8 protein-coding genes are annotated in these 12,438 nt (G+C 62.8%); 2 read left to right on the forward strand and 6 right to left on the reverse strand.

What is annotated here, in order from left to right:
- Positions 1-43: 43 nt before the first annotated feature.
- From COLINT_RS06900 to COLINT_RS06925, 6 genes are all read right to left on the reverse strand, one after another.
- On the reverse strand, positions 44-3,619 hold the full coding sequence (locus tag COLINT_RS06900; protein WP_006723738.1) for an ABC transporter permease: 3,576 nt from the start codon (positions 3,617-3,619) through the stop codon (positions 44-46).
- 11 nt (positions 3,620-3,630) lie between these two features.
- Positions 3,631-4,332, reverse strand: a complete 702-nt coding sequence (locus COLINT_RS06905) for an ABC transporter ATP-binding protein (protein ID WP_006723739.1) — start codon at positions 4,330-4,332, stop codon at positions 3,631-3,633.
- A 110-nt stretch (positions 4,333-4,442) separates the two neighbouring features.
- Positions 4,443-5,660 carry an ATP-binding protein gene (locus COLINT_RS06910; protein WP_006723740.1) on the reverse strand — a complete coding sequence of 406 codons (1,218 nt, stop codon included), beginning with the start codon at positions 5,658-5,660 and terminating at the stop codon, positions 4,443-4,445.
- Between the two features lie 339 nt (positions 5,661-5,999).
- On the reverse strand, positions 6,000-6,860 hold the full coding sequence (locus COLINT_RS06915) for a DegV family protein (protein WP_006723741.1): 861 nt from the start codon (positions 6,858-6,860) through the stop codon (positions 6,000-6,002).
- A gap of 218 nt (positions 6,861-7,078) precedes the next feature.
- Positions 7,079-8,104 carry an aspartate-semialdehyde dehydrogenase gene (locus COLINT_RS06920; protein WP_039910692.1) on the reverse strand — a complete coding sequence of 342 codons (1,026 nt, stop codon included), beginning with the start codon at positions 8,102-8,104 and terminating at the stop codon, positions 7,079-7,081.
- Positions 8,105-8,166: 62 nt separating this feature from the next.
- Positions 8,167-9,531 carry an aspartate kinase gene (locus COLINT_RS06925; protein ID WP_006723743.1) on the reverse strand — a complete coding sequence of 455 codons (1,365 nt, stop codon included), beginning with the start codon at positions 9,529-9,531 and terminating at the stop codon, positions 8,167-8,169.
- Between the two features lie 259 nt (positions 9,532-9,790).
- Between COLINT_RS06925 and thrC the strand changes: the two genes are divergently transcribed.
- Positions 9,791-11,302: a threonine synthase gene (thrC, locus tag COLINT_RS06930; protein ID WP_006723744.1), complete on the forward strand. Its 1,512-nt coding sequence runs from the start codon at positions 9,791-9,793 to the stop codon at positions 11,300-11,302.
- The gene (gene thrB / locus COLINT_RS06935; RefSeq protein ID WP_006723745.1) at positions 11,299-12,186 is read left to right on the forward strand and encodes a homoserine kinase; all 888 of its coding nucleotides are present in this window, start codon (positions 11,299-11,301) and stop codon (positions 12,184-12,186) included. Before thrC ends, thrB begins: the two co-directional genes overlap by 4 nt.
- The last annotated feature ends 252 nt before the right edge of the window (positions 12,187-12,438 follow it).

Raw genomic sequence — 12,438 nt, forward strand, 5'->3', positions numbered from 1 at the left:
GCCATTGTACCGCGGCGTCTATCTCAGACGGACGGCCTTTGCCCTACTCCGCGCTCTTAAGGGCACCCACCATGTCGATGCGATCGAGACTGCGGTTGGTCATCCGGTTGATGGTCAGTGTAAAGACGAACGACATCACCGAGGCGAACAGGTACGTCTGCGGCTCCACAATCGTGTCGAAGAACAGCGACGGCATGCGCAGCACATACGTGAGGAATCTCGTGATCACGTAGCCGAGCGGCCAACCAGCCACAATGCCGATAAGCGTGAGGACGATCGTCTCCTTGTTGATATAGCGATGCACCTCGCCACGCCTGAAGCCGAGCACCTTGATCGTGGCAAGCTCGCGCTCTCGCTCGGAGATGTTCGTGTTGGACAGCGTGAACACCACGGCGAAGGCCAGCGCCGCGGCCATCACGGTCACGACATACACCACCACATCGATGATCTTGAAGCTCTCCGAGAAGTCATTGGCGACCTTCGTCGAGCTGTTCACGTTCACGAACGTGGCGCCCGCCGCCAGACGATCGGCCAGCTCGATCTTCTGCTCATCTGTGCCCGTGAGATTGGCCAACAGCGCATTCGGGACGCACGGCTCGCCGAAGGCCTCGGCATAAGCGCTCTCGGTCATGAACACGAAGTTGCCCAGGAAGCTCACGGCAATGCCATCCACGCGCACCGACCCCTGGCTGAGCGTCGAGTCTTGCAGGAGGAGCTCGTCGCCGAGCGAGAAGCCGAGCACCTGCTCGGCATTCTTGGTCACGAGGACGCCGTTGCCGTCGCTTGGCAGCGAAAGCTCCTCTCCGCCCATCGCGGGGGCGAGGAAGGTCGTATTCGAGCCATCCTCGGTCTTCATGTACGCGGACAAATCGGCGTTGTCGGGAACCACGACGAGCTGAACGCTCTCCCTCGCGCCCCCGAATTCGGCGGTCACACTGTCGACGCGCGCCTCGAGCATGGTGTCGACCATGCCCGTCTCGCGCAACTCGCGCTCACCTTGTGCGAAATCCTCGTCGGTGGTAACGGCCAGCAGGTCGTAGCGAACCACACCGGCAGGCCCGTACTGACGCGGTTTGAGCGAGATCACGGTATCGCGAATGCCCAGGCCGCAGATCATGAGGGCGGTGCAGCCTGCGATGCCGAATACCGTCATGAAGAAGCGCTTCTTGTAGCGGAACAAGTTGCGGGCACTCACCTTGTTGAGGAAGGACAGCCGGCGCCACACCGGGGTGATGCGCTCCAGCAAGATGCGCTTGCCCGCACGCGGGGCCTTGGGGCGCATGAGTGAGGCAGGTGTCTCCTTGAGCACGTGACGGCAGGCCAGGAACGTGGCACCCACGATACCGAGCGCGAACAGGGCGATGCCGAGCACCGCCGTGAACATGTTGAAGTGCAGCTGGAACGGGGGCAATGCGTACATGGTCTTGAATATGGTGAAGATCACCGCGGGAAGGGCGATGAATCCGAGCGCGTCACCGGCGATACCGCCCGCCAGGCAGGCGGCGAACGCGTAGATGAGGTACTTGGACAAGATGCGGCCACGGCCGTAACCCAGCGCCTTGTACACGCCGATGAGGCCGCGGTCCTCCTCGACCATACGCGTGACCGTGGTGAGGCTGATGAGCACGGCGACCGTGAAGAAGATGAGCGGGAACACCGTGGCGATGGACTCGATCGAGCTCGCATCGCTTTCGATGCTCGCGTAACTCGGCAGCGCGCCGCGATCTTGGATGTACCACTTCGCGCGCTCGATGCCGTCGACATCGGCCCGAGCCTGGGCAAACCGCGCGTTGACATCGGCGCGGTTGGCTTCGAGCTCCGCCTTGCCGGCGTTGAGCTCGGACTGGCCGGAGGCTGCCTCGCCCTCGCCGGCGATGAGCTGGGCCTCGGCCTCGGCAATCTGAGATTTCATCTGCTCACGGGCGGCGTCGAGCTGACCTAGGCCGCGCTCGGCACGGGAGCGTTCCGCATCCAGGCGACGTTGGCCCGCCGCGACCTGCTCAAGCCCCGCCTGCACCTCGCTCTTGCGCGCCATGCCCTCGGCAAGGGCGCGAATCTGCGCACCGTCATCGGCGAGCATGGCATCGAGCGACGAAGTGGTGAAGCCCAGCATCTTCTCGATCGAGGAGAGTTTGGAAACGGCCTGTTGGATCTGGCCGGCATCCTCCGGATACAGGCTCACAATGGCGCGAACGGCGTCGATGGCGGCGGCGTACCTGCCACCGGTCAGCGCATCCAGACGCTCGAGCATGCGCACAATCTGAGCCTTGTCCTCGGGGGAGGCGGTGGGCAACCCGGAAACGAGTTCTTTTATCTCGGCCACAAGGGTGCGTGCCTGATCGAGCTCACCGCGAGCCTCGCGCACCAGCGGAACCACGGAGGAGACGAACGGATCGACGGCCGTTGCATCACCCTTTTGCAGGCGTGCCCACAAATCGGCGGGCCAGCGATCGCCAAGCAGCGGTTGGATCACGTCGACCGCGGCCTCCGCCTTGGCGATGCCGGCGAGCGCGTCGGTGAGCTCCGAACGGGCCGAGTCGAGCTTGCCCTGTTCGCGCGCGATGAGGGCCAAACCGGCATCAAGCTTGGACTGGGCGGCATCGAGCTGATGGGAGGCATCGGCACGCTTGGCGTCGAGCTCGAGTTTGCCGTTCGCGATCTGAGCGCGGGCGGCATCGATCTTGGTTTGGGCGCTCGCAAGCTCGTCGGCGGCCGCGTCGAGCGCCTCGTCGGCCTCGCTGCGGCGCTCGTCGATCTGCGCGAGGGCATCGTCCTTCACGCCGCTCGTGCGCTCCGCCTCGCGGCGCTCGCGAATCTGCTCGACGCGTCCCTTGACACCATCGATGAGCTCCTTGTATTCATTCGAGTAGGACATGAGCTCGGAGGCGCCGGCAACACGAAGGTAGGCGACGGTAAACGTATCGCGGTCCACCACGGCGGCGGGCGTGAGGAAGAACGCGTACTGCGGACCGCCGGTGCTACGGAAGCTCATGGTCTTGCTGCCGGCGTTCACATCCATGGGATCGAACACGGATGCGGTGATGGTGTAACGGCCGCGCTCGAAAATCGCCGGTGTATCGGATGATCCGGCGGCATCGGAGCCCTCTTCGGCCGTGCCGCCGTGCTTATCCTCGGCGCTCTCGAAGGTCACGGTGTCGCCGATCTTCTTGCCGCTCGCATCCAGGTACTTCTGCGTGACGGCCACCTCATGCACGTCGCGCGGAAGGCGGCCCTCTATCACACGGGGCTCGTTGAGGCCGGCTGCGGAGAGCGCTTTGAGATCGACCTTCTCGCTCAAGCCGTCTACCTGGGTGTAAGCGGACTCGGTGTAACCGCCCTCCGCGACTTCGACCCCATCCACCTCGCTGAGCGCGGAGATGTCGGCTTCGTCCAGGCCGAGCGTCGATTTGACCGATATGTCGAACAGGCGCTGAGCGTCGTAGTAATCATCGGCGGTGAAGCGCAGGTCGTCGCAGGCCGCCTTGAGGCCCACCAGCATGGTGGCGCCGAGCGCGGTGATCACGAACAGCGAGATGAACCGCTTGAGGTTGCCCGTGATGGTACGTTCGATATCGGTCGCGAATGCGCTGGGCCGGACGCAGGCCTTCTTCCCCCTCATGATGCGCCCGCCTACCACTCGATGTCGGCGATGGGCACAGGGTGCTCGTTGACCTGCATGTCCGTCACGCGCCCGCTCTTGAAGCGGATCAGGCGGTCGGCCATGGGGGCAAGCGCGGAGTTGTGCGTGATGATGAGCACGGTGATGCCGTCGCGACGGCAGGTGTCCTGCAACAGTTGAAGCACCTGCTTACCCGTTTGGTAGTCGAGCGCGCCGGTGGGCTCGTCGCACAACAGGAGCTTGGGATTCTTGGCGATGGCACGCGCGATGGATACGCGCTGCTGCTCGCCGCCGGAGAGCTGGGCGGGGAAGTTCGCCATGCGCTCCCCCAGGCCGACCTTGCGCAGACATTCGACGGCATCCAGCGAATCGGGGCAAATCTGCGAGGCGAGCTCGACGTTCTCGAGCGCCGTGAGATTTGGCACCAGGTTGTAGAACTGGAACACGAAGCCCACGTCGGCGCGGCGATATTCCACGAGATCGTCCTCGGAGGCCGAGCTCACATCGCGCCCATCCACGACGACGCGCCCGCTCGTGGCGCCGTCCATGCCGCCCAAGATGTTGAGGGCCGTGGTCTTGCCGGCTCCAGAGGCGCCGAGAATCACAGCGAGCTCGCCGCGTTCGACCTCGAACGACGCCCCATCGAGGGCGTGCACCTCTGACCCATCGGATCCGTAGACCCTCGTGACGTCTTTGAACTCGATATACGCCATGGCCGCGCTCCCATTACCTCATACAGTCATATTCGTATGTTCTACCCACGAGAGGGGGTGTCAAACACGGGCGAGTGCCAACCCCGTCGAAAGCCCGTCGCCACCTCAATTTAGGGACTGTCCCTAAATTGAGGTGCTGCAAGATGGCTCTGTCCCCCAAAGCCCAGGATGCTCGGGATGTCCGTATACGGCACAAGACGGCCGCGGGGACTCGATAGCTCGTCTTCCCCTGCATACACCACAGAGCAGCTGTCCGCCTTGAGCCCAAGCTCGCGCGGAGCGATGCGCTCGATCACATCGAAGTATTTGGCACGAAACGTCGCGGAAGATTTGACCTCTATTGCGGCGAAGGGAACGGGCCCCTTTTCGACGATGACGTCGATTTCGTTTTTATTGGTATCGCGCCAGAAAGAAAGATGCGGCGTCCTCCCGCGATTGAGATACTCCTTCATGAGTTCCGACACGACCGCAGTCTCGAACACGGCCCCTCTCTGGGGGTGCATCGCAAGCTCATCGGCATCTTCTATTCCAAGAAGGTTGCACAGCAGCCCGCTGTCGTAAAAATAGAGCTTGGGCGTTTTCACGAGCCTTTTTCCCCGATTGGTCGCATAGGGCCTAAGCAGGTGAATCACATAGCTCGATGACAGAATCGAAATCCAATTATTGGCAGTCGCGGGCGAGATGCCGCAATCGCTCGCCAGGCTCGAAACATTGAGGAGCTCTCCGGATCTCAGCGCACAAAGCTGTATGAAGCGCGAGAATTCCTCGATCTTCGCCACGCCGAGCTCCTGGCGGACATCACGTTCCAGATACGTCTCGACATACGCGGGGTAGAAATCGAGCGGATCGATATCCGATGCGATGACGCGCGGATAGCCCCCACGATACGCCCAACTCCAAGCGCTCTCCGAGCGCTGTGCGCCGCGAACGATTTCACCATGAGAAAGCGGCAGCAGGCGCAAGATTCCAACGCGCCCCGCAAGTGACTGCGAAACGCTTTTCGACAACAGGAAGTTCTGCGAACCGGAGATGATGAACGAGCCGGGTTCGTCGCGCCCATCGACCATCCCCTGCAAATACGAAAACAACTCGGGCGCGCGCTGTGCCTCATCGAAAATCACGTTGTGGGAATAGCGCTTGAGGAAGCTCGTCGGGTCGGCCTGGAACAACTCGCGCGTCGAGGGGTCTTCAAACGATAGGTACGTATACGTGGGGAACGCGCTTTTGATGAGCGTTGACTTCCCGCTCTGGCGTGGCCCCGTGACGGAAACGACGGGGAACTTCGTTGCCAATTGCAATAGCTTCTTCTTCATATCACGCAAGATCATGAGCGGCCCCCTGCTTTTTACGAGACTGAATCACACGGAGATAGCCTATGGTTTCATTCGCACTTCGTGATTATCATAAGACTAACTTCATGATTAACATAGCTCTGACTTAGCAATTAGCATAAGAGAGACTTCGTGATTAACATAGTTCCGCGTATTAGTTTGCACAATGCGAATCAAATGGCTAGCGCAACGTCCCACACCCACTCATAGCGCCACCGGAAGAAGAGGAAGGCAAACACCGCGTCAATTCGGCCGGCAAAGCCCGTCGCCACCTCAATTTAGGGACTGTCCCTAAATTGAGGTGGCAACACGACCTCTGAGGCTATCGAGCGCGCTTTACGCCTTGGGCTTTTGGATGAGCACGGCACCGAAAGCAGTGGGGCCGCAGTGGCTGGAGATCACGCCGCCGACCTTGGTCCAGGCAATCTCCTTAAATCCCAGTTCGCGGGCATATGCCTCCATCTCCGTGCGGAGCTCGTCGGACAGTCCCACAGAGTAGGCGAGACCGATGTAGGAGTAGTCGATATCGCCCTTCTCGATCATGTGGTCGATGAAGGAATGCGCGCACTTGAGCATGGAGCCGCGGAACTTCTTGGTGGCGAGGAACTTACCGCCGAGCACCTCGATGCAGGGTTTGATCTTGAGCAGGTGCGCGCCGAGGAACGCGACGTTGGAGAGTCGACCGCCGGCCTTGAGGAAGCCGAGGTCGGTGGGGACAAAGCCGAGCAGGATGCGATCCATCACGCTCTCGGCGTAGGAGAAGATCTCCTCGACCGTGGCATCGGGATGGGCCTCGATGTACTTGGCGGTCTCGACGGCCACGAGCCCCTGGCCCACGGAGACGAAACGAGTGTCCATGGAGTAGACGTAGTCGCGACCCTGGGCGGCGATCTTGGAAGACTGGTGCGAGCAGGTAGTCGCCTCGGAATACGCGAGGTGGAGGATGGTCGCATCGGGCTGTTCGGCGTGAATGCGGTCGAAGACCTTCTCAAAGTCGCCGGGAGTGCAGCCGCTCGTCTTGGGCATCTCGCCGAGCTCGTTGCAGCGAGAGTAGATCTCGAGCGGGTCGATGGAACCGTCGTCCATCGTCTCGCTGCCGATCGTCACGTGCATCGGGACGATCACGATACCGTAGCGCTCGCATTGCTCCGGCGAGACGTCCGAACCGGACTCGACCACGATGACGTACTTACCCACAAGATCACGACCAATCTAATCGATATTACATATGGCGAAGGCGCCGGTCGCATCTCTCGTCGCCGGCGCCTTCCCCGTTCTGTGCGTGACATCAGATTGTACACACTGAAACTTGATATGTAGATTAATTACCGACCACCGGCCGAGTATTTCCGACCAAGTGGTACAGGGCCGTCAAGACCGCGCAAAACATCCGTATCCTACGGCGACGCATGTCCCTATTCGCACAGGAGCTTGGCGATCTGGACGGCATTGGTGGCAGCGCCCTTGCGGATCTGGTCGCCACAGCACCAGAAAGTGATGCCGCGCAGGGCATCAGGGTTGGAGATGTCGCGGCGCACGCGGCCGACCCAGATGAGGTCCTGGTCGGTGGTATCCAGCGGCATGGGCCAGCGGTCGTGCGCGGACTCGGCGGCCAGGTTGTCCACAAGCTTCACACCGGGAGCGGACGCGAGAACCTCGCGCGCCTGCTCAAGCGTGATGTCACGTTCGAATTCAAGCGTGACGCTCTCGGAATGAGAGCGCAAGACGGGAACGCGCACGCACGTGCAGTTCACGCGGAGATCGGGCAGGTGCATGATCTTGCGGCCCTCGTTTTGCATCTTCATCTCCTCGGAGGTGAAGCCCTGATACTTCTCCCCACCGATCTGCGGGATGAGGTTGCTCGCCAACTGCGCCGCAAACGCAGCGGGGGCGGGGATCTCCTCGCCGCGGCCCATGCAGCCGATCTGCTCTTCGAGCTCGCGCATGCCGGGCACGCCTGCACCGGACGCGGCCTGATAGGTGGATACGATCATGCGCTTCACGCCGGCCAGCTGGTGAAGCGGCCAAGTCGGCACCAGGCCGATGATGGTGGCGCAGTTGGGATTGGCGATGATGCCCTTGTGCGTGAGGGCATCGGCCGCGTTGATCTCCGGGATGACCAGCGGCACGTCCTCATCCAGGCGGAAGGCGTGCGAGTTGTCCACCACCACGGCACCGCGGCGCACGGCCTCGGGGTACAGGGCCTTCGCCACGTCGTCCTCGGCGGCACCCAGCACGATATCAACGCCGTCGAACGCCTCGGGCGCGGCCGCCTCGACCGTGACCTCGCCCCACGGGGTCGACACGACCTTGCCGGCCGAGCGCGGACTCGCCAAGAGCTTGAGCGCGCCGACCGGGAACTGCTGTTCCTCCAGGCACGTGAGCATTTGCGTGCCGACGGCCCCCGTGGCCCCTACGATAGCGACGACGTACTTCTTCATCTTGCCCCACTCCTCACAGTTCGCATTGGGCATGCATGCTTCCGGCAACCTTTGTCTCGCGCCTAGAACGCACGCGGTGCAGGCTCCAACTCGGCGGTCTTCACGATACCGTCCTCGTCGGAAAACGCCTCATAGATGGTTTTGATCGCGAGGTCGAAATCGCGCTCCTCGACGCCGATGATGATGTTGATCTCGTCGCAGCCCTGCGTGATCATGCGGACGCTCACGCCGGCCTCGCCGAGCTTGCCGAACAGATGGCCCGAAATGCCCGCGCGCCCGCTCAGGTTGCGGCCGACCGTGGCGATGAGCGCCAGGTCCTCCACGACCTCGATCTCGAGCGGCTCGACCTCCTCTTGGATGTCGGATATGAGCGAGTACAGCGAATCCTTGACGTCGGCGGCCTGCACGACCGCGGCGAACTGATCGACGCCTGTGGGCATATGCTCGACGGACACGCCATAGCGCTCGAACACAGACAGGGCGCGACGCATGAAGCCGATGCGGCTCTTGGTGCGATCGCGCGAGACGTTGATGGCCAGGAAGTCGCGCTTGCCGGCGATACCGGTGATGATCGGCTCGGTATCGCCTTCCTTGGCGGTTTCGGAGATGATCGTGCCCGGGTCCTCGGGGGCATTCGTGTTCTTGATGACGAGCGGGATGCCGGCATCGCGGACGGGGAAGACCGCCTCCTCGTGCAGGACGCTCGCGCCCATGTAAGACAGCTCGCGCAGCTCCTCGTAAGTGATGCGCGGGATGGGCTGGGCGCCCGGGACGATGCGCGGATCGGCGGAGAGGAAGCCCGAGACGTCCGTCCAGTTCTCGTACAGATCAGCCTCGAGGCACTGGGCGAGAATCGAGCCGGAGATGTCGCCACCGCCGCGGTCGAGCAGCTTGACCTTGCCCTCCTTGGTGGCGCCGTAAAAGCCCGGCATCACGAACCCGCCTTCGCGGGCGTTCTGCTTGACGAGCTTGGCCGTGCGTGACATCGACAGCGTGCCGTCGTGGTGGAAGGCCACCATGTCCGCAGCGTCGATGAACGGCAGCCCCAGGTACTCAGCCATGAGGCGGGCAGTGAAGTACTCGCCGCGACTCACCAGCTCCTCGGTGGTGTAGCCACCGGAACGGGCGCGCTCGGCAAAGGCGGCAAACTCTTCGCGGATGGGATAGGAGAGCCCCAGCTCATCGGCGATATCGAAATAGCGTTGCCCGATGTCGGCGAGCAGGTCCTCACAGGACACATGGTAGTTCACATGCGCATCGACGAGATACAGCAGGTCGGTGACCTTCGTGTCGGCCTTATGACGGCGGCCGCACGCACTTACCACCACGAAGCGGCGCGCGGGATCGGCGTCGATGATCCCCTTGATCTTTTTGAAATGCTCGGCGTCGGCGACAGAGGAGCCGCCGAACTTGGTGATCTTGATCATATGGAGCGAATGCCTTTCCCCTGGCGCACGTCGAGATGGGCGCATGGTCACGTAGGCAGCCACTTTACCATGAGCAAGTGCCCGACCGCTCCCCCATCCGGTTCTTTCCCAAGAATCGCTACCTATGTTTCCAATTGCGAAACGACGTGTGAAGCCCCGCTGGAAAGCGATGGAGCTGCAGTGCTTTATCATGGTGTAGCAACGCGCTCTGCTACCATGGCAGCACGCACGACGACATCGGCAGCGAGGAGACCCAAGCATGGCGACATACCACAGCACCCGTTCCCACGAGGCGCCGCTCACCTCAAAAGAAGCCATCCGTCGGGGAATCGCACCCGACGGCGGTCTATATGTGAGCGATGAGCTCGGCTGCACGCAGATCCCGCTCGCCGGCCTCTCGGAGATGGGCTATCTCAACCTGGCGCGCGAGGTGCTCGCAGCACTGCTAACCGACTACGCCCCCGAAGAGATCGCGGCGTGCGTCTCCGAGGCATATGAGGAGACTTTCGCCGATGCCGAAATCACGCCCGTGAGGCGCCTCGCGCCGGCCAACGCCGACGGCGTGCCCACGCACGTGCTCGAGCTGTGGCACGGCCCCACGAGTGCCTTCAAAGACGTCGCCCTCCAGATGCTGCCCCGCCTCATGGCCCGCACGGGCTCGAACGACGGCACCGGAGACGAGAAGATCATGATCGTGACCGCCACCTCCGGCGACACCGGCAAGGCGGCTCTCGCCGGATTCGCCGATGCCCCGGGCGTCGGCATCTCCGTCTTCTATCCCGAAGGCAAGGTCAGCCGCGTGCAAGAGCTGCAGATGAGCACCCAAGAAGGCGCCAACGTGGCCGTCTGCGGCGTGCGCGGCAACTTCGACGATGCGCAAACCGCCGTCAAGCAGATCTTCGCCGATCGCGAGCTCGCCGAGCGCCTCGCCACCCAGGGCGTCATGCTCTCCAGCGCCAATTCCATCAACGTCGGCCGCCTCGTGCCCCAGGTCGTGTACTACTTCGCCGCATACGCGCAGCTCCTTCGCTCCGGCGATATCTCATGCGGCGACGAGGTCGAGTTCTGCGTGCCGACCGGCAACTTTGGCGACATCCTCGCCGGCTATTACGCCAAGCGCCTCGGTCTTCCCGTGGCACGTCTCATCGTGGCGAGCGACGCGAACAACGTGCTGTTCGACTTTCTCACCACGGGTACGTACGACCGCAAACGCCCCTTCTTCACCACAACCTCGCCGTCCATGGACATCCTCGTTTCCTCAAACCTCGAGCGCATGCTCTACTACCTGTCCGACGGCGACGTCGAGCTCGTCTCCCGACTCATGGGCCAGCTGGCAGACGAGGGCTCCTACACCCTTCCCGACGAGCTGCTCTCCAAGATTCGGGAGGTGTTCGCCTGCGGCTGGGCCGATGAGGATGAGGTTGCCCGCGCTATCAAGGCCTGTTGGGATGAAAACGGTTATCTGATCGATCCGCACACCGCCTGCGGCTACCACGTGCTGAGCCACATGCCCGCCGCCCCCGGTTCCAAGGCCCGCGTCCTGCTTTCCACCGCGAACCCGTACAAGTTCCCGCGTGCGGTCGCCGGCGCGCTCGGCCTGTTCTGCCCGCCCGACGACTTTGCCTGCATGCAGGTCCTGGAGAAGGCAACGGGCACCTGCGCGCCCGCTCAGCTCGCAGAGCTGCAGGACAAGCCCGTGCTGCACACCGACGTCGTGGACATCGACGGCATGGCGTCCTTTGTGGAGCAGGCGGCCGGGGGTCTCAAATGATCAAGATTACCGTACCCGCCACCAGCGCGAACCTCGGCATCGGATACGACACGCTCGGAATGGCGGTTTCGCTCTACTCGCATTTCACGTTTGAGCGCGCCGATGAACTGCAGATCACCGGATGCCCCGAGGAGTTCCAAGATGAGAACAACCTCGTATACGCATCGCTCGTAGACGCTTTGCGCGAGTGGGGCGAGGAGCCCTTCCCCGTGAAAATCGACATCCAGACGGAGGTGCCCGTCGCCCGCGGCCTGGGCTCGAGCTCGACCTGCGTCGTCGCGGGCATCATGGCGGCCGCCGCGCTGACCGGTCACACCGTCGACCGCGCCGAACTCGTGCGCATCGCAACCGCCGTCGAAGGACATCCCGACAACGTCGCCCCCGCCATCCTCGGCGGGGCCGTATGCTCGTTCACGCCCGAGGGCGGACTTCCCCGCTGCCTGCGCTACGAAGTCAGCGATCGCCTCCGCTTCATCACCGTCATCCCGCCCTACGAGGTCCACACGAGCGAGGCGCGGAAGGTCGTGCCACAGCAGGTCGCACTCGCAGACGCCGTATGGCAGATGGGCCGCATCGCCGGCATGACGCGCGGCCTGGAGACGGGCGACCTTGCGCTCATCGCGGCCGCAAACGACGACCGCCTACAGGAGCCCTTCCGTCGCGCGCTCATCCCCGATTACGACGGCATCCGCGCAACCTGCCTGGAAGGCGGCGCCGGAACGCTGTGGATCTCCGGCTCGGGCTCGACCCTCATGGCGGTGACCGACGACACTATCGTCGCCAAATTCCTGCAGGTCCGGCTCCGCGAGGCCTTCCCCACCTGCGAGACGCACATTCTCACCTGCGACACGCAAGGCGCTCAGATCGAATATCTGCGACATTAGCCCCGATCACGCCCCATACAGCGCAACAAAAAGCGGCGGGAGCTGAACTGCCTCCCATTTCTTGGACTGGAAAATAAAGTCCTCGAGATGGGAGGTTTTTCCATGACGATCTACGACAGGTCGGTGAGGGAGCGGGCCTGCGGGCTCTTCGAACGCGGGCTCGGGCACGAGGCCGCCGCCGCGAGGCTGGGGATACCGTTGAAGGCTGTGAGACAATGGCACCTCACGTACCGCGCCGTCGGGAGGGATGCG

The organism is Collinsella intestinalis DSM 13280 (assembly GCF_000156175.1).
Lineage (GTDB): Bacteria > Actinomycetota > Coriobacteriia > Coriobacteriales > Coriobacteriaceae > Collinsella > Collinsella intestinalis.

What these genes read in the sequence shown, in the direction of transcription:
- COLINT_RS06925 (WP_006723743.1), bottom strand. Translation starts at nt 9,531, where the DNA reads ATGATCAAGATCACCAAGTTCGGCGGCTCCTCTGTCGCCGACGCCGAG.
- COLINT_RS06910 (WP_006723740.1), bottom strand. Translation starts at nt 5,660, where the DNA reads ATGATCTTGCGTGATATGAAGAAGAAGCTATTGCAATTGGCAACGAAG.
- thrC (WP_006723744.1), top strand. Translation starts at nt 9,791, where the DNA reads ATGGCGACATACCACAGCACCCGTTCCCACGAGGCGCCGCTCACCTCA.
- COLINT_RS06920 (WP_039910692.1), bottom strand. Translation starts at nt 8,104, where the DNA reads ATGAAGAAGTACGTCGTCGCTATCGTAGGGGCCACGGGGGCCGTCGGC.
- COLINT_RS06905 (WP_006723739.1), bottom strand. Translation starts at nt 4,332, where the DNA reads ATGGCGTATATCGAGTTCAAAGACGTCACGAGGGTCTACGGATCCGAT.
- COLINT_RS06900 (WP_006723738.1), bottom strand. Translation starts at nt 3,619, where the DNA reads ATGAGGGGGAAGAAGGCCTGCGTCCGGCCCAGCGCATTCGCGACCGAT.
- thrB (WP_006723745.1), top strand. Translation starts at nt 11,299, where the DNA reads ATGATCAAGATTACCGTACCCGCCACCAGCGCGAACCTCGGCATCGGA.